Origin of the sequence: Klebsiella sp. CB_Kp196 (assembly GCF_040061575.1) — a bacterium.
Taxonomy (GTDB): domain Bacteria; phylum Pseudomonadota; class Gammaproteobacteria; order Enterobacterales; family Enterobacteriaceae; genus Klebsiella; species Klebsiella michiganensis.
In genome coordinates, this window is the sequence record NZ_JBEAFH010000032.1 from 196901 (window position 1) to 223382 (window position 26482).

A 26482-nucleotide genomic window follows, 5' to 3' on the forward strand; every position below is an offset into this window, starting at 1 on the left:
ATATTCAATACCTTAACAAGTTTTCGTCTCCAGCGTCGAACGCGATGCCCTCGCGTTCGATAGTTCCAACCAGACTCTGTAAAGGATTATAAAATGAACCACTCTGTCTCCTCTATGAATACTTCCCTTAGCGGTAAAGTCGCCGCCATTACCGGCGCGGCGTCCGGTATCGGCCTCGAATGCGCCAGAACCCTGCTGGGCGCTGGCGCAAAAGTGGTGCTTATCGACCGTGAAGGCGAGAAGCTCAACAAACTTGTCGCCGAACTCGGCGAAAACGCCTTCGCCCTGCAGGTTGACCTGATGCAGGCGGATCAGGTCGATAATATTCTGCAGGGTATTTTGCAGCTCACCGGGCGTCTCGATATTTTCCACGCCAACGCCGGAGCGTACATCGGCGGGCCGGTGGCAGAGGGCGATCCGGACGTCTGGGACCGCGTGCTGCACCTCAACACCAACGCCGCCTTCCGCTGCGTGCGCAGCGTCCTGCCGCATCTTATCGCGCAAAAGTCCGGGGACATTATCTTCACCAGCTCTATCGCGGGGGTGGTGCCGGTGATCTGGGAGCCTATCTATACCGCGTCGAAATTTGCCGTCCAGGCGTTTGTTCATACTACCCGCCGCCAGGTTTCGCAGTACGGCGTGCGCGTCGGCGCCGTGCTGCCGGGCCCGGTGGTCACCGCCCTGCTGGACGACTGGCCGAAAGCCAAAATGGACGAAGCGCTGGCCAACGGCAGCCTGATGCAGCCGATTGAGGTGGCCGAGTCGGTGCTGTTTATGGTGACGCGCTCGAAAAACGTCACCGTGCGCGACATTGTGATCCTGCCGAACAGCGTGGATCTCTGACCGTTCAACCAGACTCTGTGAGAGGATGTTATGCAAATCGATACGCAACATATTATTGGCGTCGATGTCGGTTCGGGCAGCGTTCGCGCCGGGGTGTTCAATCTGCGGGGCGAGCTTCTCGCCCACGCGACCCGGGAAATTACCCTGTTTCGCAGCGCCGGAAGCGTGGTCGAACAGTCGAGTCGCGAGATCTGGCAGGCGGTGTGCTACTGCATTAAAACGGCGGTGGCCAGCGCCGGGGTCGCGCCGTCATCGATTGCCGGAATCGGCTTCGATGCCACCTGCTCGCTGGTGGTGATTGGCGATAACGACGCCCCGCTGGCGGTCGGGCCTTCGGAAGATGCGGAGCGCAACATTATCGTCTGGATGGATCACCGCGCCACCGGGCAGGCGGAAAAGATCAACGCCACGGGCCACGCGGTGCTGCAGTACGTCGGCGGTAAAATCTCGCCGGAGATGGAAACGCCGAAAATTCTCTGGCTGAAGGAGAACCGCCCGCACATTTATCAGCAGGCGCGCCACTTCTTCGACCTCGCCGATTATCTCACCTGGCGCTCAACCGGCGATTTAGCCCGCTCGGTCTGTACCGTGACCTGTAAATGGACCTACCTGGCGCATGAACAACGCTGGGATGCCAGCTACTTCCGCCAGATTGGCCTCGAAGAGCTGGCGGATGAAGATTTTGTCCGCATCGGCCAGCAGATTGTCGATCCGGGAACCCCCTGCGGCGACGGCCTTTGCGCCACGGCGGCAGAGGAGATGGGCCTGCCGGTCGGTACTCCGGTGGCGGTCGGGATGATCGATGCCCACGCGGGCGGTATCGGCACCGTCGGCGTGCTTAACGGCGCGGTTAACAATATGGCCTACGTCTTCGGCACCTCCTCCTGCACCATGACCACCACTCAGGAAGCGGTGTTCGTGCCCGGCGTCTGGGGGCCATATTACTCGGCGATGGTGCCGGGGTTCTGGCTGAGCGAAGGCGGGCAGAGCGCGGCCGGAGCGGCCATCGACCAGCTGCTGAGCTTCCATCCCGCCGCCGCCGAGGCTAAGGCGCTGGCCAGGGCGCGCGGCGTCCCGCTGCCGGTTTATCTTGCCGATAGCGTGCTGGCGAAAGTGGAACGTCCTTCTGCCGCGGTCAAACTCGCCGCCGGGCTGCACGTGGTGCCTGAATTTTTAGGTAATCGGGCGCCGCTGGCCGACCCGCACGCGAAAGCGATTATCGCCGGGCTGGGGATGGAGCGGGATCTGGACAACCTGATGGCGCTCTACGTCGCCGGATTGTGCGGTATCGGCTACGGCCTGCGGCAGATTATTGACGCCCAGAAAGCGTGCGGCATCCACAGCGAGCATATCGTCATCAGCGGCGGAGCCGGGCAGCATCCGCTGGTGCGCCAGCTGCTGGCGGACGCCTGCGGAGTGAGCGTGGTGAGTACCGAATCCAGCGAACCGGTGCTGTTAGGTTCGGCGATTCTCGGCGCGGTGGCCGGCCAGATCGCCCCGTCCCTGCCGGAAGCGATGAAGCAGTTTACCCGGGTGGATAAAACCTACCGCTGCGTTGCCCAGTATAGCGCCGATCATCAGCGGCGCTATGAAGCGTATAAAACGCTACAGCACACGGCGCGGCTGATTCGCGAGTAAGCAAGATCCCGGGCTGCGGCGTAAACGCCCTACCCGGGCTACCAGACCGCACGAAACCGTAGCCCGGCCAGGCGTAGCGCCGCCACGCGAATGCTTAAGCGATGGTGACTTTGCCGTCCAGATAGACATCCTGCACGGCATTGATCAGCTTCACGCCGTCGGCCATCGATTTTTTAAACGCCTTACGGCCCAGAATCAGCCCCATGCCGCCCGCGCGCTTGTTGATAACCGCGGTGCGCACGGCGTCGGAGAGATCGGTTTCCCCGCCCGCGGCGCCGCCGGAGTTAATCAGCCCGGCGCGGCCCATATAGCAGTTCGCCAGCTGGTAACGCACCAGGTCGATCGGATTATCGCTGGTGAGCTTGCTGTAAACCCGGTCATCGGTATAGCCGAAGTTCACCGCTTTATAGCCGCCGTTATTTTCCGCCATTTTCTGCTTCACGATATCCGCGCCGATGGTCGCCGCCAGATGGTTAGCCTGGCCGGTTAAGTCAGCGGAAACGTGGTAGTCGACGCCATCTTTCTTAAACGCCGAATTACGCAGATAGGCCCACAGCACGGTCACCAGGCCCAGTTCGTGCGCGCGCTCAAACGCAGCGGAGATTTCTTCGATTTGCCGACGGGACTGTTCGGAACCGAAATAGATCGTCGCCCCGACCGCCACGGCCCCCATATTGAACGCCTGCTCAACGCTGGCGTACAGCGTCTGATCGTATTCGGTCGGGTAGCTCAGCGTTTCGTTATGGTTCAGCTTGACCAGGAAGGGGATGCGGTGCGCATAGCGGCGCGACACCGAGGCCAGCACGCCATAGGTGGAGGCCACGCAGTTACAACCGGCCTCAATGGCCAGTTCGACGATATTTTTCGGATCAAAGTACAGCGGGTTGGCGGCAAAAGAGGCGCCAGCAGAATGCTCTACGCCCTGGTCGACCGGCAGGATCGACAGATAGCCGGTTCCCGCCAGGCGGCCAGTGTTATACAGGGTTTGCATATTACGCAGCACCGCCGGCGGACGGTTGTTATCAACCATCACCCGATCGACGTAATCCGACCCCGGCAAATAGAGCTGGTCGGCTGGAATCGTCATACAGCGGTGCTGTAAAAGCGTGTCGGCATCTTTGCCAAGCAACTGCGTAATATCAGTCATAGCGATCTCCCGTAAGTGCCGGTCGAAACCGGCATGCATTTTCCCAACCCAATTATTTTGGGCAGGTTAAGCCTGGTACCGACTCAGCAGATTTTCCAGCCGGGAGCCTATTTTTTCAGCATAGTCTGCTGACACGTTGTCTTGCCGTTTACCACCAGGCGTGGAAATGGTGTACCGGACCGATGCCGTGCCCCACTTCCAGCGAATCCGCCTGCGCCAGCGCCGCAGAAAGCCAGCCCTTGGCTTCCGCCACGGTTCGCCCCCAATCCTCATAACGCGGACGCAGGGCCGCCAGCGCCGCTGACAGCGTACAGCCGGTACCGTGGGTGTTTTTGGTCTGGACTCTCTGCGCGGTAAAGCGCTGCTCCCCATCGCGGGTAAAGAGCCAGTCCGGGCTTTCCGCATCATCCAGATGGCCGCCTTTCATTAATACCGCTCCGCAGCCCATGCCCAGCAGCGCTCTGCCCTGCTCCAGCATCTCCTGTTCCGTTCTGGCATGCGGCGCATCCAGCAGCGCCGCCGCCTCCGGCAGGTTCGGGGTGATCAGCGAGACCTGCGGCAGCAGGCGCTGGCGCAGCGTCTCTACCGCCGAGGCTGAGAGCAGCGGATCGCCGCTTTTCGCCAGCATGACGGTATCCAGCACCACATTTTTAATCTGATAACGCGCCAGCCGTTCCGCCACCGCCTCGACGATATCGGTTTCCGCCAGCATCCCGATTTTGGTGGTATCGATGCGCACATCGCTGAAAACGGAATCGAGCTGTGCGGCGACAAAATCAGGCTCTATCCGGTACACCGACTGGACGCCGCGGGTGTTTTGCGCCACCAGCGCGGTGATGACCGAGCAGCCGTAAGCGCCCAGCGCGGAGAAGGTTTTGAGATCCGCCTGGATCCCCGCGCCGCCGCTCGGGTCGGTGCCGGCGATGGTTAGCGCATTAATTCGTTTCACAGATCGCCTCCCGCATAGAGCGCATCGAGGAAGGCGGGAGTAAAGCTGCCGGGGCCGCCCTGCAGCGCCGCTTTTCCCCCCGAAAGCTTCATCAGACCGCAGGCCGCGGCCACGTTCTCCAGCCGATCGCCGGGCATCGCCGCAGCGGCGGCAACCACCGCCGATAGCGCGCAGCCGGTGCCGACTACCCGGGTCATCAGCGGATCGCCGCCGGTGACCGCGCGCGTACGCTGGCCGTCGGTCACGTAATCGACCTCGCCGGTTACCGCGACAACGGTATTCAGCTGGCGGGCCAGCGCCTGGGCCGCGGGCAGCGCTGCGGCGGCGGTATCGGTCGTATCGACGCCGCGCCCGCCGCCGCTCATTCCGGCCAGGGCCATAATTTCCGACGCATTACCGCGAACGGCGGCAGGCTGCAGCGCCAGCAGCTCCCGGCAAAATTCTGTCCGTAAAGTCAGCGCGCCGACCGCCACCGGGTCCAGCGCCCACGGTTTACCCGCCTGCTGCGCGCTGTGCGCCGCCGCACGCATCGCCGCCGCGCGTTCAACCGTCAGCGTACCGACATTAATCAGCAGCGCATCGGCAATGGCGGCAAACTGGCTGGCTTCGTCCGGGTCGATAACCATCGCCGGGGATGCGCCAATCGCTAACAGGACGTTGGCGGTAAAGGTCTGCACCACGTCGTTGGTCATGCAGTGAACAAGAGGAGAATGGCGGTGAAAAAGGTGCCGCAGATGGGCAATATGCGCGGGGTTCAGCAGGTCAGACATCGTTTGCTCCCGCCAGGCGATGAAGAAGCGACGACCCTGCGGTCTCTGACTTCCCTACGCTGGCATTATCCAGATCAGGTGGTACGGGTTTTTCTCAGCCTTCACAAGGAAGGGCACCCCGAGTCATTTAGATTACATTTCTCTTACTTTTTGCCAGCTTAGGGGAAGTTGCTTGCTGGCGCAAGCCCATCCTCTCGGTTATCGCTTCTTCACCTTAAAAATACGCCAGTGTGCCACTACATCACGACCCGCAATAATCCTAAGCAGCTAAACGAAGTAGATTTTTTAACTACTCTTTTTTTGGGAAAACTTGCAGTGCATACATGACCAATTATTCTTCGGGAGAATTCCATAAGCCCGATTTCCGGCGGTAACAATGGAACGCAGATGATGTTTCTTGTTATCACCTTCGTAGCATCTCGGACAGAAAGGGATTTCATCACCTTCTTTCCAGTACAATGGCGGCTTAAATACGAACGTTGATTTATCTACCAACTGTTCTTCAAGCTGCTTGTTTTTTTGTTCAGCGTCGAAAAGCAAAGTCTGCGTAGTTATCGCTTCGATTTTGGCGTTAGCAAGTTCAACCATCAGATTAGCCAGCTCAAGTTTGAGCGTGGCCTTGTCCAGTTCATCGCTGTTATTCGCCAGTTTCTGGGTGATGCTCACCGCTTTATCAAGGATTCCAACCGCTGCCGCCGTGCTTGCCAATACCCCTGCCATAACATCTTCTGCGTGAGATTTATCTAAGCGTTATTGCGCTTACTCTACCGGATAACCTTCCGTTACGAAACGCAGTTTCGCTTAAGTCTAATACCTGTTGCGGATGTGGTGATTGTTTGTAAAATGACCACGATGATTATTTCCATAACAAGTAGAGGGACTTATGAAGCAATACACCAACGAACTTACCCCATCAGTGCTCACATCATTCAAGAACCCATTCAGCCCAGATCAATTGGCAAACGCAGACGAAGAACAACGTCAGATTTTCAAATCCCATGTTGAAGAAATGAAAGACCGATCTTTAGTGGCGATTTGGCGTTTTGCCACTGCGGGATCACTCACCCAAAACGGTGGGAAGATTGAGAAAGCCAGCGCCAACGACTCATTTACTCTTGAAGACGGGAGCGAGGTTAATCGGGCAATGGTTGGGGATTACGTTATTTATCCTGACGGAACACGCGCAAGAATCATTAACGGGTCGGGGTCAGTCAATACCAACGGCAACGGCGTTTCTTATGCACTCGTAGGGAGCCAGCTTGATAACGGTGATGTGATTGTTAGCACCCCACAAGATTATGCTCTCCTGTGCCAGTTAGACAATAGCCCAGCAATGCCAGCCGATTTCCTCACTCCAGCGGCACTCTAAAAAATAAGGAGTTCAGCAAATGGCTACAGGCTTTTGGGTAGTACAGGGCGATAAAACAACATGCGGGGGTTCTGTACTGACCGGACACCCGAAAGGGAAGAAGATTGGCCCGAATCAAAACAGACAGGCAACAGTAGGCTGCCAGGTATCCTGTGGTAAACATCCAGGTAAATACAGCGTGGCAGGTGGATACCCTGGCGAGGTCATTCACGGGCAGTTAGCCGCGAGTACTATATACAGCCGTTCAACCTGCCCATGTAAGGCTTTCTTCATCCCTACTCATACTTTTATGTCACATGGCCCTTATCAGGCACCAGTGAAAGCAGCACCTGCGCCAGTAGCGGTGAAAGCCACGTCTGAGCCAGTTCAGGAGCCAGAACAACACGCACAGGCAGCAAAAAAACCTACGCAAGTAGAACCAAAACCGCAAGAGTCAAAACGCGAACCTGTAGACGCTGGTTTCTGTATTCTCCCTTACGGAGCCGAAACAAGAGCCTATGAACCGTGGTTGTTCGAAAGCGAACCGCCAGCAGGAACACGCGAACTTTATCGCTCACTTAATGGTGCAGGTAAGGAATATAAAGCCGGTTCTATTATGCTTCTGGTTGATCCTGAGAAGCAGGACGACGAGCAGATCGCCCACATGAAAGCCGCGAAAGCGCGAGTCGATGCAGCATTGGCCCCATTGACGCATGAGGAAGCTAACTTACTGCACAAACACTACGCTACCATAGCTAATTTCACCAGCTACGCTGATACAGGAATTGGCCTTGCTGCTGATCCTGTTGGAAAATACTTCGAGAGTATCGAAAAAATACTCAAAGAGATCCAGGAAACATATAAAAACACCTACTTAACACGTGGTGCATTAATTGGTGAACAATTTTATGTACGGCGCAGCCAGTTGTTTAAAGAGCTTGAATCCATACTCAAAGTCAACTTCCTGAATAAGGCTATGAAATTCGGAGAGTATACCAAAATAAAAAATGCACTCGGCCTGTCCAGTAGTTCTATTACCCACAAATGGAATGAAACGGGGATCAGTGACATTGAAGGTTATGCTACCCACATCGAACGGGCAGCTAAATACGTAAAAGCAATGCGTTACACTGGTTATTTAGGCATTGGTTTTAGCGGACTCCATTCTCTTAACGAAATCCATGAGGCATGTTCTGTTGGTCGCGAAGCTGAATGTACCAAGAAAAAGTATACTGAGATAGGTAGTTTTGCTTTGGGTACAGGTGGCGGTGTTCTCGCTGGTGGCGGGGCTATACCATTATGCGTCGCAATAGGCGTTGGTACTGCTGGTGTTGGCGGGCTTGTTTGTACCGTTATTGCAGGTGTTGGTTTAGGGTACGCTGGTAGCACAGTGGGAAGTGCTGTTGGGGAATTAGGCGGAGAACAGTTGTATGACGTTTTCGGCAATTAATTTTCTGACGATACATCGAGTTGAAATCGCTGGGATCTTTTTGATTCTCGGAATAATTAATTATGTTTCTTACGTGATTCATGACAAATTAGCCAAGAGAAAATTCATGACTCTTTGCTCTCTATTTGTCGATAAATTTGGAGCAAGACCAGCAGAAGTTTTAATTTATCAGGATGGGGGATTCTTTTTCTCGTTTATGCGTGATGCATTCTTTATTAAAGCATTATACTTTAAAGAGAACTCATTCCATACGCGAGGAATGGATAATGAGCAAATCCGATTCATTAAAGAACTTCCTAATCAGTACACCGATTGGTTACGTGTAAAAGTGCGGCTTTCTGTCGTCGGTATTATTTTTCTATTCATGATGTTATCAGCTTTCTATTTACCAACGTTCATTTAACGGAAGTAAAATAAATAGCCAAGCGAAAAACTTGGCTATTTTATTCACTCCCAATCAATACCATCAATTACATAAGAAACTGAAGATAGGGGAACGTATGCAAATAGCGTTTAGTGATCCCTCCGCTTTTCTCATGACCTACGGTTTGCTGTAGGTGTAGAATGTTTTTCACCCAACCAGCCATTGCCGAAGAGCAAACACTATGACGAATGGAATGCAGTAACCGCCGTTGTCCGTAATCATCCAGATACGGGATACCAAGCTGATCTCGTAGATCAGCAAACACCTTGCCGATCTTAGTCATGTTTGTACCCGCCACTTCTGAGAAGATCCGCTCTTTCCACTGGCGATCAACGTATTCCATGAATCCCCATTCGATCAACTTGGGATGAATAACTACCTGTCTTGTAGCATTCTCCGTCTTCCCTTGCCCTCCTTCGGCAATCAGGAAATAGTAGCGCTGGCTATCTTCATCGAATTTAATTTGTGACTTCTCCAGTTTACCTATCTCGCCTCTTCTCGACCCCGTGTATGCCAATAATAACGTGATCCATTTTTGCCAGTTATCAGGCTGCTTAAGCGCCCATCCGACAAACTTTTTCATCTCCGCCGTGCTGTATTGCGCCAAATCTTGCTTTTGATGGCGCAGCCACTACGCCATCAAAAGCAAGATTTGGGCAGAATGTCTTTGCCCTCGGTAAGAAAAGAGTAGGAACAATTATCTGCTGTTGTTGGGCTAAAAGTGGATTTCTTGCAGCCTTGCGTTCTGACGTAATCAGATTTGACAAAAACGCTTCGAATACAGGGAGCGGGGTTGCTAAAGATTTAACAAATGGGAGGTGCGGAATGATGCTAACCATCAAACCAGATGCTTCGCGGTAGCTGTCAGTGGATAGTGATTTTTTGTATGACCGCCCATCAGATAAGCGGATCTGAATGTAGTAGTTACCGTATCTCTTGAAGGTGTACGGAAGTGATTTTAACCTCATGGACAAGCCCTTTTTGTACCTCAAGTGCATTACGCACGGACAAAAAGAAATGTAATCCAATGATAAATAGGCTGAATTTCGGCCCCCTACGCTGGCATTATCCAGATCAGGTGGTACGGGTTTTTCTCAGCCTTCACAAAGAAGGGCACCCCGAGTCATTGAGAGATAAAAACGTTCTCAGTGGGCAGGTTACGGTAAGTCGCGGGACAACGCAAGCCGGCCCGGCGTAGGTATACAAGCGCAAGGCAATTCAAAATTAACAATAAGCATTCAAATAATTAACAAAATAAACACTTTTGCAGATACGTGTTTATAGTTTAGGAGGCGTTACAGGATGTAACCCGACGTCATATCGAAATTAACGAGTGAATCAGCGTAAAACCATGAGGATTCCGATGAAATTAACACCGATTATGAAAAGTCTGGCTCTGGCAGGAATTATCTCGACTCTCCCTGTGACCAGCTGGGCCGAAACGTCGCCGAAAGAAGCCGCTGCGGCGACCAAACAGGCAAACGACGCGCTGTATAAACAGCTCCCCTTCTCCGACAACACCGACTTTACCAACGCGCATAAAGGTTTTATTGCCGCGCTTCCTACGGAAGTGATTAAAGGTGAACAGGGCAACGTTATCTGGAACCCGCAGCAGTACGACTTTATTAAAGAGGAGGAAAAGGCGCCGGATACGGTCAACCCCAGCCTCTGGCGTCAATCCCAGCTCATCAATATCAGCGGCCTGTTTGAAGTGACCGAAGGCGTGTACCAGATCCGCAACCTCGATCTCTCCAATATGACCATCATTGAAGGTAAAGAGGGCATCACGGTTGTGGATCCGCTGGTATCAGCGGAGACCGCAAAGGTCGGAATGGATCTGTATTACAAAAATCGCGGCAATAAGCCGGTCGTTGCGGTGATCTACACCCACAGCCACGTTGACCATTACGGCGGCGTGCGCGGCGTGGTCGATGAAGCCGATGTCAAATCCGGCAAAGTCAAAATCTACGCGCCTTCCGGTTTTATGGAAGCTGCCGTTGCTGAAAATATTATGGCCGGTAACGTGATGAGCCGTCGCGCCAGCTATATGTACGGCAACCTGCTCAAACCGGATGCCACCGGCCAGGTTGGCGCAGGTCTCGGCACTACGACCTCTGCCGGCACCGTCACGCTGATTGCTCCCACCAATATCATCGAGAAAGATGGCCAGAAAGAGACTATCGACGGCCTGACCTACGATTTTATGCTGGCGCCGGGCTCGGAAGCACCGTCGGAAATGCTGTGGTATATCGAAGAGAAGAAGCTCATTGAATCCGCCGAAGATGTCACCCATACCCTGCATAACACCTACTCGCTGCGCGGGGCGAAAATTCGTGAACCGCTGCCGTGGTCGAAATATATCAACGCCGCCATTGTGCGCTGGGGCGACAAGGCTGAAATCATTATGGCCCAGCACCACTGGCCGACCTGGGGTAATGAGAACGTTGTTAACCTGCTGAAGAGCCAGCGCGACCTGTATCGGTACATTAATGACCAGACTCTGCGCATGGCCAACGAGGGCCTGACCCGCGATGAGATCGCCGCCAAATTCAAGCTGCCGGACAGCCTGGCCAATACCTGGGCCAACCGCGGCTACTACGGCTCCGTCAGCCATGACGTGAAGGCTACCTACGTCCTCTATCTCGGCTGGTTCGACGGCAACCCGGCTACGCTGGACGAGCTGCCGCCGGAAGAAGCGGCGAAGAAGTTCGTTGATTATATGGGCGGCGCCGACGCTATCCTCAAGAAAGCCAAAGAAGATTACAACCAGGGCAACTATCGCTGGGTAGCTCAGGTAGTCAGCAAAATTGTCTTCGCCGATCCCGGCAATCTGGAGGCGCGCAATCTGGAAGCCGATGCCCTGGAGCAGCTGGGCTATCAGGCGGAATCAGGACCGTGGCGTAATTTCTACCTGACCGGCGCGCAGGAGCTACGCAACGGCGTCGTGAAAGGGCCGACGCCGAATACCGCCAGCCCGGATACCGTGCGGGCCATGACCCCGGAAATGTTTTTCGACTATCTTGCGGTCCATATCAACGGCGAAAAAGCCGGAACCGCCAAAGCGGTATTCAATATCGACCTTGGTAACGATGGCGGTAAATATAAGCTAGAGCTGGAAAACGGCGTGCTCAACCACACCGCCGATGCCGAAGCCAAAGACGCCGACGCTACCATCGCGCTGGATCGCGCCACGCTGAACAAAATCATCCTGAAAGAGGAAACGCTAAAACAGGCGGAGGATAAGGGTGAAGTCAAAGTGACCGGCGACGGCGCGAAGCTGGACGAGATGCTGGGCTATATGGATAAATTTGAGTTCTGGTTCAATATCGTGACGCCGTAAATAAGCTCCCGCGGCGGCCAGCTGCGGGGTTCCCCTCCCGGAGTCGACGCGCGCCGGTCAGCGCAGCGAACTTAGTAATAATGCGAAACATTCCTCAATCAGCGGCGGCAAAGGCTGCGGCCCGCGCATCAGCGCCACGGTTCGCGTCAGCGCGGGCTGCTGAAGCTGCGCCACCTTTAACGCCGGATCCTGAAGGTGGATAGTATAAAGCTCAGGCAGAATCGCCACCGCCAGCCGGGAACGCACCAGGCCGTAAAGCGTTTCAATATAGTCAACCTGATAACGCGTATTCAGCGTGAGGCGATGGCTCTCCGCCAGCGCGCCGACCAGACGCTGAATATTGCCCTTTGAGAACACCGCGATATCGCGCCCCGCGAGCAGCTTCCACGGCAGATGCGGCTGCCCGGCTAGCGGATCGTCGCAGTGCAGCACCGCCACAAACGGATCGTCGCGCAGAGGATAAACCTGCAGCTCAGGCGGTAACGAACTGTCTATTGCGCCAACGGCAAAATCTATCTTTCCCGACTGCAGCTCGCAAAACAGGGCGTCGTTGGTCTGATCGTGAAACTCCACCCTCAGGCGCGGAAACGCCTGGGCCAGCGTTTGCGGCAGCAGCGGAAACAGCAGCGAGCTCACCGAGGGCACCAGCCCGATACGCACCGTACCGTCGCCGCCGGCCTCGACTATCTGCTGCATATCCTGAAACGCCAGCTGCGCCACGCTCAGCACCCGTCGGGCGTGGGGCAAAATCGCCGCCCCCAGCTCGGTTAAGGTCACCGCCGAGGCGGTACGGTTGACCAGCTTGCCGCCGAGCACCGTCTCGATTTGCCGCAGCGCGCTGCTTAGCGCCGGCTGGCTGATAGCCAGCCGGTTAGCGGTGTCGGTGAAGTGGCGTAGCTGGGCCAGGGTCACAAAGTACTGGATCTGCTTAAGGGAGAGCGCGGGCAGACGCTGCCAGGGTTCAGTCATCATGTTTTCATCAATGGTGAGCATGCAGAATAACCCGAGGTTATCGGGCGATAAATTTATTCATCTGGGCAAACGTTTGCTCTGCCCCTAGAGTATCCCCATTATCCTTGTGCCGGAGTTGTTATGTCCAGCAGTGCTGAAACCCGCCGCCGCGCCGTGCAGGCCGCACGCGGCGAATCCCCGTTCGATCTCTTATTAACCGACGCGCAGATTGTCGATATGGCCACCGGAGAGATCCGCGAGGCCGACGTCGGGATCGTCGGCGAAACCATCGCCAGCGTGCACCCGCGCGGCAGCCGCTCCGATGCCCACGAACGCCGCTCGCTGGCGGGATATTTCCTGTCGCCGGGGCTGATGGACACGCACGTCCACCTTGAAAGCTCCCACCTGCCGCCTGAACGCTATGCCGAAATCGTCCTGGCTCAGGGCACCACGGCGGTATTCTGGGACCCGCACGAGCTGGCCAACGTGCTGGGCGTCGAAGGCGTGCGCTACGCCGTCGCCGCCAGCCGCCATCTGCCGCTGCAGGTGATGGTCGCGGCGCCGTCCAGCGTGCCGTCGACGCCGGGACTGGAGATGTCCGGCGCCGATTTTGCCGGTGCGGAGATGGAAACCATGCTGGCCTGGCCGGAAGTTTGCGGCGTCGCCGAAGTGATGGATATGCACGGCGTGCTGCACGGCAGCGAGCGGATGCAGGAGATTATCCAGGCCGGTCTCAACAGCGGCAAGCTGATCGAAGGCCACGCCCGCGGTTTGCGCGGCGCGGATCTGCAGGCCTACCTTGCCGCCGGGGTCACCTCCGATCACGAGCTCACCTCGGCGGATGACGCGCTGGAAAAACTGCGCGCCGGGCTGACTATCGAAATTCGCGGCTCGCACCCTTACCTGCTGCCGGATATCGTTAACGCGCTGAAAACGCTGCCGCATCTCTCCTCGCAAATCACCGTCTGCACCGACGATGTGCCGCCGGATATGCTGCTGGAAAAAGGCGGCATTATCGCCCTGCTCAACCTGCTGATTGAGCACGGACTACCGGCCACCGACGTCCTGCGCTTCGCCACCTTAAACGCGGCGATCCGTCTGCAGCGTAACGATCTGGGGCTGATTGCCGCCGGACGCCGCGCCGATCTGGTGGTTTTTGATTCATTAGAAAAGCTCGACGCGCGGGAGGTGTACGTCGCCGGGAAGCTGATTGCCCGCAAGGGCGCCCTGCTTGAGTCGATTCCGCCGGCGCCGGGTATTACCCCGCCGCGCGATACCCTGCAGATGCCGCCGCTCAGCCCTGACGATTTTATCCTCCGCGTCGGCGCGATTCGCCACGGCGTCGCCCGCCTGCGGCATATTCGCGGCGCGCGCTTTACCCAGTGGGGAGAGGTTGAGGTGCAGGTCCGCGATGGCCGGGTGCAAATCCCGGACGGGTTTAGCCTGATTTGGGTTAAGCACCGCCACGGTCGTCACCAGGCGACGCCGCAAATTGCGCTGCTGGAAGGCTGGGGCGAGCTGCGCGGCGCCATCGCCACCAGCTACTCCCACGATTCCCACAACCTGGTGGTGCTCGGCCGCGATGCCGACGAGATGGCGCTGGCGGCAAACCGCCTGATCGCCTCCGGCGGCGGTATGGCGCTGTCTCAGCAGGGAAAAATCCTTGCCCACGTGGCGATGCCGATTGCCGGAATGCTTTCCGACTTGCCCGCTCCGGAGCTGGCCAGACAGTTCCGCCAGCTTCGCGACCTGAGCGCGGAGGTCGCCGACTGGGAGCCGCCCTATCGCGTATTTAAGGCTATCGAAGGCACCTGCCTTGCCTGTAACGCCGGGCCGCATTTGACCGATTTAGGTTTGACCGACGGCAGCACCCGCCAGATCGTCGAGCCGCTGATAGACTGCCGGGAAATCCCGGAACACACAAAACACAACAATAATCATCAGGGAGCCTGAGCATGGCCGACAATACCCTTCATTCATCCACGCAAGGAAGCTGGCTGGAGCGCCGTTTTGCCTTGTATTCCCGCGGCAGCACGCTGCGCACCGAATGCCTCGCGGGCATCACCGGCTTTCTCGCCGCCGCCTACCTGCTGGTGGTTATCCCCGGCCTGCTGGCGGTTGGCGGGATGGATAAAGGCGCGGCAACCACCGGCACGATTCTGGTGTTCGTCGGCGGCACGCTGCTGATGGCGTTTTATGCCAACCTGCCGTTTATCGTCGGGCCGGGCATCGGCGGCTCGGTGCTGGTCGGCGTCACGCTGGCGGGCAGCGAAGGCATTGGCTGGCAGATTGGTCTTGGGATCGCCTGCTGGTCGGGGATTCTGTTTTTCCTGCTAACCAGGTTCGGCCTGCGTGAAGTGGTGACCCGTTCGGTGCCGCAGTCGATCAAGCTCGGCCTGACGGCCTCCATTGGGCTGTTTGTCGCGGTGCTGGGTTTCCGTAACGCCGGGCTGGTGCTGGCTAACGCCAAAACCAACGCCCTGATGCTCGGCGATTTTCTCTCACCGGGGGCGCTGGTGGCGCTCTGCGGGCTGTTTCTGGCCATTGCCCTGCAGGCGAGAAAAATCCCCGGCTCAATTCTGTGGGCGATTCTCTTTGCCACCCTGGTCGGCATTCCGATGGGCGTCACCAGACTCCCGGGCAGCTTTATCGATATGCCGCATTCGCTGACGCCGGTGCTGGGGCAAATCGATATGCTGGGCGCGCTGAATATCGCCTTCCTGCCGTTCCTGTTCGTCTTTTTCGCCTCAGAGTTCTTTTCCACGATGGGCACCACGCTGGCGGTAGGCGGCGAAGCGGGTCTGCTGGATGAGGAAGGCAATATGCCGCATATCAATCGCCCGTTTATGGTTGACTCGATCGCCGCGGCCGTTGGCCCCTGGCTGGGCATTCCGGCGGCGACCGCGCTGATTGAATCCTCAGCGGCAGCGGAAGCCGGCGGCAAAACCGGGTTAACCGCGCTGTCGGCGGCGGTGATGTTCCTCCTGATGCTGCTGTTTACCCCGGTGGCGCTGATGATCCCGAAAGAGGCGACCGCGCCTGCGCTGATCCTCATTGGCCTGAATATGTTCAGCGGCCTGCGCAAAGTGGACCTGGCAAACTTCACCGACGGCCTGCCGGTGCTGATGATGGTGATGATTACGCTGATTGCCAATAGCTTCGGGACCGGGATTGCCGGCGGGCTGCTGTTTTATGTGGTGATTAAAACGATTGCCGGCAAATGGCGGGAAATCCCCATCGGGCTGTGGATCCTTGCGATTCCGCTGGTCTACTACTTTGCCACGCTGGTGAAGCATTAAGCTTCGCACCGATCGTTCTCCCGGAGGCGGCACTGGCGCACCTGTCCGGGCTACCAATCCGTAGCCCGGCTAAGCGCAGCGCGAGCCGGGAACAAGCCACGCCGATGCATAACCCGGCACCATTCCCGAGTCGGCGCTAGCGGCCCGCAGAGGGCGCGCGGGAATGAACCGCTTCGCACGCCTCTTTCACCGCCTCATACAGCAACCGTACCGCAGGCGAAAGCTGCTTGCGGTGCGGGCAAATCATATTCAGCGGCACCACGTCGCCCTGATACTCCGGCAACAGCACCTGGAGCCGCCCTTCACGGATATCATCCCCGACGTCGAGTTCAGATTTGAACGCGATCCCCTCCCCGGCAACCGCCAGGCGGCGAATCACCTCCGCATCATCGCTCACGATAGTGCCGGCAACCTGCACGTAATGGACCTTCCCGTCCAGGCTCAGCGGCCAGCGATCGAACGCCCTGCCGCGCAGCACGTAGGTCAGCGCATTGTGCCGGGCCAAATCTTCCAGCGTCTTCGGTTCGCCGTGTTCGGCTATCCAGCCGGGCGAGGCCACCAGCATCCGGCGGTTCTCCGGCGCGACGGGTAGGGAAATAAACGAGGCATCGTCGTTATCGCCGTAGCGAAACGCCACGTCTACCGGATCTTTAAATACGTCGGTCCGATGATCGGAAAACAGTATCCGCAGGCGCAGCGCGGGATGGCGCTGGCGAAAAGCGCGAAACACGCGCAGAAGCAAGTTGCGCCCCAGGTCGGACGGCACGGCAATTTGTAACGTACCGCGTACTTCGTCATCCGGCGTGCTGATTTTTTGCAGCCCCGCGTGCAGCGTATCAAGCATCTGCGTGGCATAGGGCAGCCAGGTTTCGCCTTCCGGCGTCAGGCGTAAACTCCGCGTAGAACGGGCAAAAAGACGAATATTCAGCGTCGTTTCCAGACGCTTGATCGCCGCGCTCACCTGCGCGGGCTGCAGCCCGGCCTCTCGCGCCGCATCGCTGAAGCTGCTTAACGCCGCAGCGCGGACAAACAATGCCAGATCTTCCAGCCGGAACATACACACTCCTCACCCCGGATTATTCTCAAAACAGGCGCGCGCCGATGAAAAACGGCGCTGCATCACCGTTTGCTTACACTTTTACCCAAACCAACGCTTGCCAATCCCTTGACCTATCAGGAATCATACGAGGCTGCGATTTTGTGTCCAGGATAATAATGGGGAAATTATGCGTAAAACAAAAATGATGCTTCTGGGCGTACTGTTGGCCTGCGCCAGCGGCGCGTGGGCGGCGACCGGCGAAGGTATACAGAAATATGAGCTGGATGGGGTCACCGCGGACTTCAAACAATTTCACATCGGCGATACCGTCCCGCCGCTGTACCTGACGCCAGAATACAACATCAAGCAGTGGCAGCAGCGCAATTTGCCTGCGCCGGATGCCGGGACCCGCTGGACCTACATGGGCGGAAGCTACGTGCTGATTACCGAAACCGAGGGGAAAATCCTCAAAATTTATGATGGCGAGATTTTCTACCATCGCTAAAAGCTGAACGCCAGCGCGCTCTCCCTGCCGCTGGCGTTTTTTGTGGCAAAATGCTATTCGTTAAAGCGGTTCTGTTTGTGCATAAATTCCTCGACGGCAATATATGAAGCAACCTGCTCATAGAGCATTAAAATACTTAATATCAGATCGCCGCCGCTACGCAGTAAATCATCCGGGGCCGTACGACTCTTGTCATCCGATAAAAAAACAATCTGTTCAAAAATATCACTGTACTCACCATAAGCGCCAATCGGAATCTCAGCTATCGGGAGATGCTCCTGGCAATAACGCAACGCGTCTGCTGCTTTCTCCGGCAGCGAGCGCGTATGCATAAAAATAACCAGTAGTTCTCGTAACTTAACGATTAGAGCAATATTATTCATCATGCACTCCGGAAATGTGTACGGCTATACTTTCCTTCCATCGTTTTTATATACGTATTACTGATAACATCCACGTTTCGCCAAATAAAAAGCCAAAATTAAATCTCATCACGGCGAATTAAAATCGTTACTTCTTTGCTATTAAAGCTCGCACAACCGCCAGAGGAAAACAATGTTAGCAATATGTTTTATTGATTAATCTCAATATCGCTAAATGTGAATAAAAATAAATAATATTTAACAGCGATATTATTCGCGCGGTGATTATCTCCTCGGTAGAAAACCGGGACGAAAAAACTAAAAAACCGCACGGCGAAAAGCGCCGGGCGGCTCAGGATAGTGAGGAGATTAGACCGCGCGGAAGGCTATCTCTCCGGGGATGACTTCCCCCTGCCAGTACAGCTGCGCCGCGACGCGGTCGGCCAGCTGGCGGTAGGTCTCGGTAAACTCGCTTTCCGGACGCGCAACCACCGTCGGCGTCCCTTTGTCGAGGTCTTCGCGCAGGGTAATATGCAGCGGCAGCTGGCCCAGCAGCTGAGTATGATATTTCTCCGCCAGCTTCTGCGCGCCGCCGGTACCGAAAATCGGCTCGTGGTGTCCGCAGTTGCTGCAGATATGCATGCTCATGTTTTCCACGATACCCAGCACCGGTACCTCGACTTTTTCAAACATCACGATGCCTTTTTTGGCGTCGATCAGGGCAATATCCTGCGGCGTGGTGACGACGACCGCGCCGGTGACCGGAATGTTTTGCGCCAGCGTCAGCTGAATATCACCGGTGCCCGGCGGCATATCCAGTACCAGATAATCGAGATCCGGCCACAGCGTTTCCTGCAGCATCTGCATCAGCGCCTTGCTGGCCATCGGGCCACGCCACACCATGGCGTTGTCGTCGGTCACCAGATAACCGATGGAGTTGGTAGCGAGACCGAATTTCATAATCGGCGCCATATGGGTGCCGTCCGGCGAAGTCGGACGCTGATCTTCCGCGCCGAGCATGGTCGGAATCGACGGCCCGTAAATATCGGCATCCAGAATGCCGACTTTCGCCCCTTCCGCCGCCAGCGCCAGCGCGAGGTTGACCGCCGTCGACGATTTACCCACCCCGCCCTTGCCGGAGCTGATGGCGATAATGTTTTTCACGCCGTTGATGCCCGGCTGATTTTTTACCCGCTGAAGCGTGGCGATGCTGTGCGTCAGCTTCCAGTCAATGGCTTTGGCGCCGGTAATGCGCAGCAGCTCGGCGCTGCACTGCTCCTTCAGCGCTTCAAACGCGCTGTTCCAGACGAACGGCATCTGAATTTCAATGTGCACGGTCTCGTCCAGCCAGGCGACGTGATGCAGCGCCTTCAGCGTAGTGAGGTTATGTTTCAGGGTTGGGTGCTGGAAATTAGCCAGGGTCCCGGCGACCATCGCGCGCAGACGCTCGGGGGATTTGGCCTGGGATTGCGAACTCATCCCGACTCCTTTGTTATTGTGAGTTGAATCTTGTGCGTTAAGTTTACCTTAAAGGGAATAATTCCCCCACCATAAGCTTTGGGCTTACCAAATTATTGCCTTTGCGGTAACATCAAAACCCCTTTTTACAATAGAAGATGTAATGCCCACTATGACTCAAGTCGCGAAGAAAATTCTGGTAACGTGCGCGCTGCCGTACGCAAACGGCTCAATCCACCTCGGCCACATGCTGGAGCACATCCAGGCTGATGTCTGGGTCCGTTACCAGCGAATGCGCGGCCACGAAGTCAACTTCATCTGCGCCGACGACGCCCACGGCACCCCGATCATGCTGAAAGCGCAGCAGCTCGGAATTACTCCGGAGCAGATGATTGGCGAAATGAGTCAGGAGCATCAGACCGATTTTGCTGGCTTCGACATCAGCTACGACAACTACCACTCCACGCACAGCGATGAAAACCGCGAGCTGTCGGAGCTCATCTACACGCGCCTGAAAGAGAACGGTTTTATCAAAAACCGTACCATCTCTCAGCTTTACGATCCGGAAAAAGGCATGTTCCTGCCGGACCGCTTTGTGAAAGGCACCTGTCCGAAGTGTAAATCACCGGATCAGTACGGCGATAACTGCGAAGTGTGCGGCGCGACCTACAGCCCGACCGAGCTTATCGAGCCGAAATCGGTGGTATCCGGCGCGACGCCGGTGATGCGCGAGTCCGAGCACTTCTTCTTCGACCTGCCGTCGTTCAGCGAAATGCTTCAGGCGTGGACCCGCAGCGGCGCGCTGCAGGAGCAGGTGGCGAATAAAATGCAGGAGTGGTTCGAGTCCGGCCTGCAGCAGTGGGATATCTCCCGCGATGCCCCGTACTTCGGCTTCGAAATCCCGAACGCGCCGGGTAAATACTTCTACGTCTGGCTGGATGCGCCGATCGGTTACATGGGCTCCTTTAAGAACCTGTGCGACAAGCGCGGCGACGCCACCAGCTTCGACGAGTACTGGAAGAAAGACTCTACCGCCGAGCTGTACCACTTTATCGGCAAAGACATCGTTTACTTCCACAGCCTGTTCTGGCCGGCGATGCTGGAAGGCAGCGGCTTCCGCAAACCGACCAACCTGTTCGTTCACGGCTACGTGACGGTCAACGGCGCCAAGATGTCCAAGTCGCGCGGTACCTTTATTAAGGCCAGTACCTGGCTGAATCATTTTGACGCCGACAGCCTGCGCTACTACTACACCGCCAAGCTCTCGTCACGTATCGATGATATCGACCTGAACCTGGAAGACTTCGTGCAGCGCGTCAACGCCGATATCGTCAACAAGGTGGTTAACCTTGCCTCGCGTAACGCCGGTTTCATCAACAAGCGTTTCGACGGCATGCTGTCCGCCGAGCTGGCCGATCCTCAGCTGTATAAAACCTTCACCGATGCGGCAGCAAGCATTGGCGATGCGTGGGACAGCCGCGAGTTCGGGAAAGCCATCCGCGAAATCATGGCGCTGGCCGACGTGGCAAACCGCTACGTTGACGAGCAGGCGCCGTGGGTGGTCGCCAAACAGGAAGGCCGCGACGCCGATCTGCAGGCCATCTGCACCATGGGCCTGAATATGTTCCGCGTGCTGATGACCTGGCTGAAGCCGGTTCTGCCGCAGTTGGCCGCCCGCGCCGAAGCGTTCCTCAACGGCGAACTGAGCTGGGATGCTATCCAGCAGCCGCTGCTCGGTCACAAGGTTAACGCCTTTAAAGCGCTGTATAACCGCATCGAAATGAAGCAGGTTGAGGCGCTGGTCGAAGCGTCGAAAGAAGAAGTGAAGGCGCTGTCAGCGCCGGTCACCGGTCCGCTGGCGGACGATCCGATTCAGGAAACTATCACCTTTGACGATTTCGCCAAAGTGGATATGCGCATCGCGCTGATTGAAAACGCCGAGTTCGTCGACGGTTCCGATAAGCTGCTGCGCCTGACGCTGGATCTCGGCGGCGAGAAGCGTAACGTCTTCTCCGGCATCCGCTCCGCCTACCCTGATCCGCAGGCGCTGATTGGCCGCCTGACGGTGATGGTCGCTAACCTGGCGCCGCGCAAAATGCGCTTCGGCATCTCTGAAGGCATGGTGATGGCCGCAGGTCCTGGCGGGAAAGATATCTTCCTGCTCAGCCCGGACAGCGGGGCTCAGCCGGGCCAGCAGGTCAAGTAAGGCTGTATAAAGCGCTGCTCCGGCAGCGCTTTTTTTTGAGCGCCACGATATTGTCGACGACATCGCCCGCCGGGTGCTGGCGCAGAAAGAAGAAAACGCTGGCATAAGCGCGAAACGGCGACTTCCGAGGATACGCCCGGCACCATCGCCCAATGCTGTATACAATTAGAGATGATGATTGATTAACAAGGAATGATAATGAAATTTAACCGCAGGATGACCGCCGCTCTGGGCGCCACGCTATTGATGGCCGCGCTTGTCGGCTGCGATAACAACAAAGATGAGGTCAAAACGTTTAACAACACGATCAACGGCGTTGATCTGACCTACATCTATCACTACAAAGGCGATGTCGTCACCCGCCAGGACGCTGAGAATACTATCCCCTATCAATCACTCGGGGTAAGTAACGAAGAGCAGGCGCGCAAGGTCATCGACCCTATCGGCGCGGCCTACAGCAAAATCAAAGGCGTTACCCACAGCGTCGACTATAAAGAGAACGTCGCGCAGGAACACCTCTCCATCGACTTTAATCAGGCTAAAATCAGCGAGCTGTGTCACTTGCCGGGGGCCAGTTTTTCCGACTGTTCACAAAAGTTCATTTCGCTGAGCGAGTCGGAGAAATTGCTGAAATCGCAGGGTTTTAAAGAAGTGAAACAGCCCTGACTGGTGCGGACTACTCCCGGCTTGCGCTGCGCTGAGCCGGGCTACGGAGCCGTGCATTTAGTAGCCCGGCTCAGGCGTTTACGCCGCAAGCCGGGGAGGCATATCAGGATTTCGCGTGTTCGCGCTCGGTCAGTCCGCGCAGGAAGTAGCGCAGGAACTGGTCGCCGCATTCGCGGAAGTTTTTATGATCCGGGGCGCGCATCATGGCGGTGATTTCCGGCATGGAGACGCGGAATTTCTGCTGGGTGAGGATAGCGAGAATATCATCCGTCTTCAGAGAGAAGGCAATACGCAGCTTTTTCAGCACGATGTTATTATTCACCCGGCGTTCGACCGCCAGCGGCGGCGCGGACGCATCTTTACCGCGTTTGTCGTAAATCAGGCCGTTGAGGAAATTCGACAGCACGATATCCGGGCAGCGCACAAACCCCTCTTCGTCTTCTTTTTTCAGCCAGGGAACCAGCTGTTCCGCGCTGACCGGCGCATCCGCCAGGGCAAAAATACGAACCAGGCCGCTGTTATTGGTTTTCAGGGTGTAGCGCAGGCTACGGAGAATATCGTTACTGATCATATTGCCTTCATGATGAAAAAATCTGCTGCTAAGTCTATCACGATTCCGCCGTTTTACAGCCCAATCGCCTCTTTCAGGCTCTTCAGGTAGCGGCGGCTGACCGGCACCGTTTGGCCAGCGCGCATCAGCAGCTCCGCCTGGCCGTTCTCCTCAAAGCGGATCTCCTTGAGATGGGACATGTTAACCAGATACTGCCGATGGCAGCGCAGCAGCGGCGTTCGGCTCTCGAGCGTGCGCAGGGTGAGCTCGGTAAAGCCCTCTTTCCCTTCGCGGTCGGTCACATAAATCCCGCTCATCCGGCTGCTGACGAAGGCCACATCCTCCATCTGCAGCAGCCAGATCCGGCTGTGTCCGGTGCAGGGAATATACTTCAGCGCCTGCTGGGTATCGTCGAGCACGGTCATATCCTGCAGGCTACGCTCCTGGCGCAGGCGAAACAGCGTTTTTTCCAGCCGGGCGGACTCAATCGGCTTCAGTAAATAATCAAACGCGTGCTCTTCAAAGGCCTTCACCGCGTACTCGTCAAACGCGGTAAGGAAGACGATATAGGGCCGATGCTGCGGATCGAGCATGCCGACCATCTCCAGACCGCTGATGCGCGGCATCTGGATATCCAGAAACAGCACGTCCGGGCGCAGCTTATGTACCGCGCCAATCGCCTCGACGGCATTCCCGCATTCGCCAACGATCTCAATATCAGGCTGGGTCTCCAGCAAAATACGCAGGTTTTCACGCGCCAGCGGCTCGTCGTCGACAATTAATACTTTTAACATGCGCTTTCCTCCAGAGGCAGTCTCAGCGTGACGCGGGTAAAACATTCCGGCTCGCAGGTTACGGTGATCCCGCAGTCGGTGCCAAAGCGCGCCCGCAGTCTGCGGTCGACCAGGTTCATGCCCAGCCCGCTGGCGCTGGGTTTGTCCTGATACAGCCCGGCATTATCTTCAATATCCAGCTGCAGCCAGCGCTCTTGCTGACTGGCGCGGATGGTGATTTCGCCCACCCCAAGGTGCTGCGAAGTCCCGTGTTTAATCGCGTTTTCGACGATTGGCTGCAGGGTAAACGCCGGTAGCTGATGCTGCCCCAGCGCCTCGGGCACCAGCATATGAATCTGCAAATTGGTCTGAAAACGCGCTTTCTCAATCTGCAAATAGGCGTTCACATGTTCAATCTCATCGGCCAGGGTCACGATCTCCGCTGGCCGCTTCAGATTTTTGCGGAAAAAGGTCGACAGATACTGCACCAGCTGCCCGGCCTGGTCGCTATCGCGGCGAATCACCGCTTTTAGCGTATTCAGCGCGTTGAACAGGAAGTGCGGGTTCACCTGGGCGTGCAGCAGCTTGATTTCCGACTGCGTCAGCAGCGCCTTTTGCCGCTCATACTGTCCGGCCAGGATCTGCGCCGACAGCAGTTGCGCAATTCCCTCCCCCAGCGTGCGGTTGATGGAGCTAAACAGGCGGTTTTTCGCTTCATAGAGTTTAATGGTACCGATGACCCGCTGATTTTCGCCGCGCAGCGGGATAACCAGCGTCGAGCCCAGCTTGCAGTTCGGATGAATCGAGCAGCGGTAAGGCACCTCGTTGCCGTCGGCGTAAACAACTTCGCCGGTATCTATCGCCTTTTGGGTATAGAGCGAAGAGATGGGTTTGCCCGGGAGGTGGTGATCGTCGCCGATCCCGGTAAACGCCAGCAGCTTGTCGCGATCGGTTATCGCCACCGCGCCGATATCCAGCTCCTGGATCAGCACCTGCGCGACCTTCATGCTGTTCTCTTCGTTGAACCCCTGGCGCAGGATCCCCTCCGTCGAAGCGGCGACCTTCAGCGCCGTAGCCGAAAAGGCCGAGGTGTATTTTTCAAACATCGCTCGCTTATCCAGCAGGATGCGCATAAATAGCGCCGCCCCGACGGTGTTGGTGACCATCATGGGCGCGGCGATGCTTTGTACCAGATGCAGGGCATCTTCGAACGGGCGAGCGATAAGCAGAATAATCAGCATCTGCACCATCTCGGCGAAAAAGGTGATCGCGCCGGCGGTGAGCGGGCTGAAGACTTTGTCCGGCCGCCCGCGTTTGACCAGAATACTGTGTACCAGCCCTCCGAGTAGCCCTTCTACGATGGTGGATACCATACAGCTCAGCGCGGTCATGCCGCCCAGCGAGTAGCGGTGAAGCCCGCCGGTCAGCCCCACCAGGCCGCCAACCACCGGCCCGCCCAGCAGCCCCCCCATCACCGCGCCGATGGCGCGCGTATTGGCGATCGAGTCTTCGATATGCAGCCCGAAGTAGGTACCGAGGATGCAGAAAATGGAGAAGGTTACGTAGCACAGGAGCTTATGCGGCAGCCGGACGGTGACCTGCATTAACGGGATGAACAGCCGCGTTTTGCTCATCAGCCACGCAATGACCAAAAACACGCACATCTGCTGAAGCAGCAGCAACACCAGATCAAACTCGTACATACCCGCAGACCACACTTCATTTGAAAGCGCGTAACATACACTGCTTGCTTATAACTTTCTTTGAAGCAATACATGAAAATGATAATTCATGTTCAGGATCACATTTCTTCGCGTCTCGCCGGCCCAAATTTGTACAAAAAACAGACAAAAATTCCCGCTTCGGCAAACAGCTTCTACAGTTAATGGAGGAGAACATAGCGGGAGGAGAAAATGGCGCTTTATACAATCGGCGAAGTGGCCCAGCTTTGCGATATCAATCCCGTGACGTTACGCGCCTGGCAGCGGCGCTACGGATTACTGAAACCCCAGCGTACCGACGGCGGCCACCGCCTGTTCAACGAATATGAGATAGACCGGATTCGCGAAATTAAACGCTGGATTGACTCCGGCGTGCAGGTGGGGAAAGTGAAAACGCTGCTGATGGATAATGAGCAGGAGGTGGCCGACGGCTGGCGCAAGCAGCAGGAAATTTTGCTCGGTTATCTGCAAAACGGTAGCTATCATCGCCTGCGTATGTGGCTTAAGGAGCGCAACCACAGCGAGTCAGCGCAAATTCTGGTGAAGAATCTGATTAATCCATTACGCCAGCGCCTGCTTAGCCCGCAGCCCACGCTGCTGGCGCTGCGGGGCATCCTTGATGGTATTCTGATTAATCATATCGCCCGCACTCTTTCATCCACGGCAAAATATCCCGGCAGCCATGCGCTGATTATCGGCTGGAATGTGAATGATATCACCCGGCTATGGCTGGAGGGCTGGATAGCCAGCGAACAGGGCTGGCGGGTGGACATTCTCGCCCATTCGCTGAACCAGCTCCGACCGGAGCTTTTCCCGGAGAGTACGCTGATGGTCTGGTGTGGAGAAGCGCCCTGTAGCGCCCAGGTCAATCAAATGCGCCTCTGGGAGCAGCAGGGCCAGATTATCTGGCTGAATCACGCCACCGCCACGTCTCCCGGAGGCGGCGCCTGACGCGCCTGTCCGGGCTACGGGTTATCTGCAATCTGTGGCCGGGTAGAAACCGCAGCAATGCCACATCGCGGCACATTCCCCGGGTTGCGGCG

At 56.6% G+C, this 26482-nt stretch carries 23 protein-coding genes, 1 pseudogene and 2 riboswitches; of the genes and pseudogenes, 12 read left to right on the top strand and 12 right to left on the bottom strand.

The window, feature by feature from the left end; genetic code table 11:
- The first annotated feature begins 93 nt into the window (after positions 1–93).
- Positions 94–843: an SDR family oxidoreductase gene (locus tag ABLU87_RS06620; RefSeq protein ID WP_004852583.1), complete on the top strand. Its 750-nt coding sequence runs from the start codon at positions 94–96 to the stop codon at positions 841–843.
- Positions 844–873: 30 nt separating this feature from the next.
- The gene (locus tag ABLU87_RS06625) at positions 874–2481 is read left to right on the top strand and encodes an FGGY-family carbohydrate kinase (RefSeq protein ID WP_057173264.1); all 1608 of its coding nucleotides are present in this window, start codon (positions 874–876) and stop codon (positions 2479–2481) included.
- Between the two features lie 94 nt (positions 2482–2575).
- On the opposite strand, the gene fbaB is transcribed toward ABLU87_RS06625, so the two are convergent.
- The 4 genes from fbaB to ABLU87_RS06645 all read right to left on the bottom strand — a co-directional run bounded on the left by fbaB (position 2576) and on the right by ABLU87_RS06645 (position 6067).
- Entirely contained in the window at positions 2576–3628 is a 1053-nt protein-coding gene (gene fbaB / locus ABLU87_RS06630) for a class I fructose-bisphosphate aldolase (protein ID WP_004852587.1), read from the bottom strand.
- Positions 3629–3776: 148 nt separating this feature from the next.
- Complete coding sequence (gene thiD / locus ABLU87_RS06635; protein ID WP_128334770.1) at positions 3777–4577, bottom strand: bifunctional hydroxymethylpyrimidine kinase/phosphomethylpyrimidine kinase; 801 nt, start codon at positions 4575–4577, stop codon at positions 3777–3779.
- On the bottom strand, positions 4574–5347 hold the full coding sequence (gene thiM, locus ABLU87_RS06640; protein ID WP_049082640.1) for a hydroxyethylthiazole kinase: 774 nt from the start codon (positions 5345–5347) through the stop codon (positions 4574–4576). Before thiM ends, thiD begins: the two co-directional genes overlap by 4 nt.
- A 34-nt stretch (positions 5348–5381) precedes the next feature.
- Positions 5382–5478, bottom strand: a riboswitch (TPP riboswitch).
- 154 nt (positions 5479–5632) lie between these two features.
- Positions 5633–6067 (bottom strand): hypothetical protein, encoded by a 435-nt coding sequence (locus ABLU87_RS06645; RefSeq protein ID WP_128334771.1) that lies wholly within the window; start codon positions 6065–6067, stop codon positions 5633–5635.
- Between the two features lie 163 nt (positions 6068–6230).
- On the opposite strand from ABLU87_RS06645, the gene ABLU87_RS06650 reads away from it, so the two are divergent.
- From ABLU87_RS06650 to ABLU87_RS06660, 3 genes are read left to right on the top strand one after another with little or no spacing between them, the layout of a single operon-like run.
- Positions 6231–6716 (top strand): PAAR domain-containing protein, encoded by a 486-nt coding sequence (locus ABLU87_RS06650; RefSeq protein ID WP_128334772.1) that lies wholly within the window; start codon positions 6231–6233, stop codon positions 6714–6716.
- A 19-nt stretch (positions 6717–6735) separates the two neighbouring features.
- The gene (locus ABLU87_RS06655; protein WP_128334773.1) at positions 6736–8145 is read left to right on the top strand and encodes a PAAR domain-containing protein; all 1410 of its coding nucleotides are present in this window, start codon (positions 6736–6738) and stop codon (positions 8143–8145) included.
- Positions 8126–8548: a hypothetical protein gene (locus ABLU87_RS06660; RefSeq protein ID WP_128334774.1), complete on the top strand. Its 423-nt coding sequence runs from the start codon at positions 8126–8128 to the stop codon at positions 8546–8548. The genes ABLU87_RS06655 and ABLU87_RS06660 overlap by 20 nt, the downstream gene beginning before the upstream one ends.
- 44 nt (positions 8549–8592) lie before the next feature.
- On the opposite strand, the pseudogene ABLU87_RS06665 reads toward ABLU87_RS06660, so the two are convergent.
- A pseudogene (locus ABLU87_RS06665) lies at positions 8593–9537 on the bottom strand (tyrosine-type recombinase/integrase).
- A 67-nt stretch (positions 9538–9604) separates the two neighbouring features.
- Positions 9605–9700: riboswitch (TPP riboswitch) on the bottom strand.
- 232 nt (positions 9701–9932) lie between these two features.
- Here ABLU87_RS06665 and ABLU87_RS06670 point away from each other — a divergent pair.
- Positions 9933–11909, top strand: a complete 1977-nt coding sequence (locus tag ABLU87_RS06670; RefSeq protein ID WP_128334775.1) for an alkyl sulfatase dimerization domain-containing protein — start codon at positions 9933–9935, stop codon at positions 11907–11909.
- Between the two features lie 57 nt (positions 11910–11966).
- Here ABLU87_RS06670 and ABLU87_RS06675 read toward each other — a convergent pair whose 3' ends face one another.
- Positions 11967–12881 carry a LysR family transcriptional regulator gene (locus ABLU87_RS06675; protein ID WP_162557348.1) on the bottom strand — a complete coding sequence of 305 codons (915 nt, stop codon included), beginning with the start codon at positions 12879–12881 and terminating at the stop codon, positions 11967–11969.
- Between the two features lie 120 nt (positions 12882–13001).
- Here ABLU87_RS06675 and ABLU87_RS06680 point away from each other — a divergent pair, with 120 nt between their 5' ends.
- Both ABLU87_RS06680 and ABLU87_RS06685 read left to right on the top strand, forming a co-directional pair.
- Positions 13002–14813, top strand: a complete 1812-nt coding sequence (locus ABLU87_RS06680; RefSeq protein WP_348865925.1) for an adenine deaminase C-terminal domain-containing protein — start codon at positions 13002–13004, stop codon at positions 14811–14813.
- Positions 14814–14815: 2 nt separating this feature from the next.
- Positions 14816–16159 (top strand): NCS2 family permease, encoded by a 1344-nt coding sequence (locus ABLU87_RS06685; protein ID WP_047723259.1) that lies wholly within the window; start codon positions 14816–14818, stop codon positions 16157–16159.
- Positions 16160–16295: 136 nt separating this feature from the next.
- Here ABLU87_RS06685 and ABLU87_RS06690 read toward each other — a convergent pair whose 3' ends face one another.
- Complete coding sequence (locus tag ABLU87_RS06690; RefSeq protein WP_014230127.1) at positions 16296–17216, bottom strand: LysR family transcriptional regulator; 921 nt, start codon at positions 17214–17216, stop codon at positions 16296–16298.
- A 169-nt stretch (positions 17217–17385) separates the two neighbouring features.
- Between ABLU87_RS06690 and ABLU87_RS06695 the strand changes: the two genes are divergently transcribed.
- A complete protein-coding gene (locus ABLU87_RS06695; RefSeq protein WP_004852605.1) occupies positions 17386–17703 on the top strand; it encodes an RcnB family protein in 318 nt (105 codons plus the stop codon).
- A 53-nt stretch (positions 17704–17756) separates the two neighbouring features.
- On the opposite strand, the gene ABLU87_RS06700 is transcribed toward ABLU87_RS06695, so the two are convergent.
- Both ABLU87_RS06700 and apbC read right to left on the bottom strand, forming a co-directional pair.
- On the bottom strand, positions 17757–18086 hold the full coding sequence (locus ABLU87_RS06700) for a hypothetical protein (protein ID WP_025107803.1): 330 nt from the start codon (positions 18084–18086) through the stop codon (positions 17757–17759).
- A gap of 348 nt (positions 18087–18434) precedes the next feature.
- Entirely contained in the window at positions 18435–19544 is a 1110-nt protein-coding gene (gene apbC / locus ABLU87_RS06705; RefSeq protein WP_004103811.1) for an iron-sulfur cluster carrier protein ApbC, read from the bottom strand.
- Between the two features lie 151 nt (positions 19545–19695).
- On the opposite strand from apbC, the gene metG reads away from it, so the two are divergent.
- The gene (metG, locus tag ABLU87_RS06710) at positions 19696–21729 is read left to right on the top strand and encodes a methionine--tRNA ligase (protein WP_025107804.1); all 2034 of its coding nucleotides are present in this window, start codon (positions 19696–19698) and stop codon (positions 21727–21729) included.
- A gap of 198 nt (positions 21730–21927) precedes the next feature.
- A complete protein-coding gene (locus ABLU87_RS06715; protein ID WP_014230129.1) occupies positions 21928–22395 on the top strand; it encodes a YehR family lipoprotein in 468 nt (155 codons plus the stop codon).
- Positions 22396–22498: 103 nt separating this feature from the next.
- Here ABLU87_RS06715 and ABLU87_RS06720 read toward each other — a convergent pair whose 3' ends face one another.
- From ABLU87_RS06720 to ABLU87_RS06730, 3 genes are read right to left on the bottom strand one after another with little or no spacing between them, the layout of a single operon-like run.
- Entirely contained in the window at positions 22499–22966 is a 468-nt protein-coding gene (locus tag ABLU87_RS06720) for a DUF1456 family protein (protein ID WP_004852612.1), read from the bottom strand.
- 53 nt (positions 22967–23019) lie between these two features.
- The gene (btsR, locus tag ABLU87_RS06725; protein WP_004852613.1) at positions 23020–23739 is read right to left on the bottom strand and encodes a two-component system response regulator BtsR; all 720 of its coding nucleotides are present in this window, start codon (positions 23737–23739) and stop codon (positions 23020–23022) included.
- Complete coding sequence (locus tag ABLU87_RS06730) at positions 23733–25421, bottom strand: sensor histidine kinase (RefSeq protein WP_004852614.1); 1689 nt, start codon at positions 25419–25421, stop codon at positions 23733–23735. Before ABLU87_RS06730 ends, btsR begins: the two co-directional genes overlap by 7 nt.
- Positions 25422–25631: 210 nt before the next feature.
- Here ABLU87_RS06730 and ABLU87_RS06735 point away from each other — a divergent pair, with 210 nt between their 5' ends.
- Positions 25632–26390 carry a MerR family transcriptional regulator gene (locus ABLU87_RS06735; RefSeq protein ID WP_047723253.1) on the top strand — a complete coding sequence of 253 codons (759 nt, stop codon included), beginning with the start codon at positions 25632–25634 and terminating at the stop codon, positions 26388–26390.
- The last annotated feature ends 92 nt before the right edge of the window (positions 26391–26482 follow it).

Coding starts and splice junctions, on each gene's coding strand:
- ABLU87_RS06620 (WP_004852583.1), top strand. CDS start 94: ATGAACCACTCTGTCTCCTCTATGAATACTTCCCTTAGCGGTAAAGTC.
- ABLU87_RS06625 (WP_057173264.1), top strand. CDS start 874: ATGCAAATCGATACGCAACATATTATTGGCGTCGATGTCGGTTCGGGC.
- fbaB (WP_004852587.1), bottom strand. CDS start 3,628: ATGACTGATATTACGCAGTTGCTTGGCAAAGATGCCGACACGCTTTTA.
- thiM (WP_049082640.1), bottom strand. CDS start 5,347: ATGTCTGACCTGCTGAACCCCGCGCATATTGCCCATCTGCGGCACCTT.
- ABLU87_RS06645 (WP_128334771.1), bottom strand. CDS start 6,067: ATGGCAGGGGTATTGGCAAGCACGGCGGCAGCGGTTGGAATCCTTGAT.
- ABLU87_RS06650 (WP_128334772.1), top strand. CDS start 6,231: ATGAAGCAATACACCAACGAACTTACCCCATCAGTGCTCACATCATTC.
- ABLU87_RS06655 (WP_128334773.1), top strand. CDS start 6,736: ATGGCTACAGGCTTTTGGGTAGTACAGGGCGATAAAACAACATGCGGG.
- ABLU87_RS06660 (WP_128334774.1), top strand. CDS start 8,126: ATGACGTTTTCGGCAATTAATTTTCTGACGATACATCGAGTTGAAATC.
- ABLU87_RS06670 (WP_128334775.1), top strand. CDS start 9,933: ATGAAATTAACACCGATTATGAAAAGTCTGGCTCTGGCAGGAATTATC.
- ABLU87_RS06675 (WP_162557348.1), bottom strand. CDS start 12,881: ATGATGACTGAACCCTGGCAGCGTCTGCCCGCGCTCTCCCTTAAGCAG.
- ABLU87_RS06680 (WP_348865925.1), top strand. CDS start 13,002: ATGTCCAGCAGTGCTGAAACCCGCCGCCGCGCCGTGCAGGCCGCACGC.
- ABLU87_RS06685 (WP_047723259.1), top strand. CDS start 14,816: ATGGCCGACAATACCCTTCATTCATCCACGCAAGGAAGCTGGCTGGAG.
- ABLU87_RS06690 (WP_014230127.1), bottom strand. CDS start 17,216: ATGTTCCGGCTGGAAGATCTGGCATTGTTTGTCCGCGCTGCGGCGTTA.
- ABLU87_RS06695 (WP_004852605.1), top strand. CDS start 17,386: ATGCGTAAAACAAAAATGATGCTTCTGGGCGTACTGTTGGCCTGCGCC.
- ABLU87_RS06700 (WP_025107803.1), bottom strand. CDS start 18,086: ATGAATAATATTGCTCTAATCGTTAAGTTACGAGAACTACTGGTTATT.
- apbC (WP_004103811.1), bottom strand. CDS start 19,544: ATGAGTTCGCAATCCCAGGCCAAATCCCCCGAGCGTCTGCGCGCGATG.
- metG (WP_025107804.1), top strand. CDS start 19,696: ATGACTCAAGTCGCGAAGAAAATTCTGGTAACGTGCGCGCTGCCGTAC.
- ABLU87_RS06715 (WP_014230129.1), top strand. CDS start 21,928: ATGAAATTTAACCGCAGGATGACCGCCGCTCTGGGCGCCACGCTATTG.
- ABLU87_RS06720 (WP_004852612.1), bottom strand. CDS start 22,966: ATGATCAGTAACGATATTCTCCGTAGCCTGCGCTACACCCTGAAAACC.
- btsR (WP_004852613.1), bottom strand. CDS start 23,739: ATGTTAAAAGTATTAATTGTCGACGACGAGCCGCTGGCGCGTGAAAAC.
- ABLU87_RS06730 (WP_004852614.1), bottom strand. CDS start 25,421: ATGTACGAGTTTGATCTGGTGTTGCTGCTGCTTCAGCAGATGTGCGTG.
- ABLU87_RS06735 (WP_047723253.1), top strand. CDS start 25,632: ATGGCGCTTTATACAATCGGCGAAGTGGCCCAGCTTTGCGATATCAAT.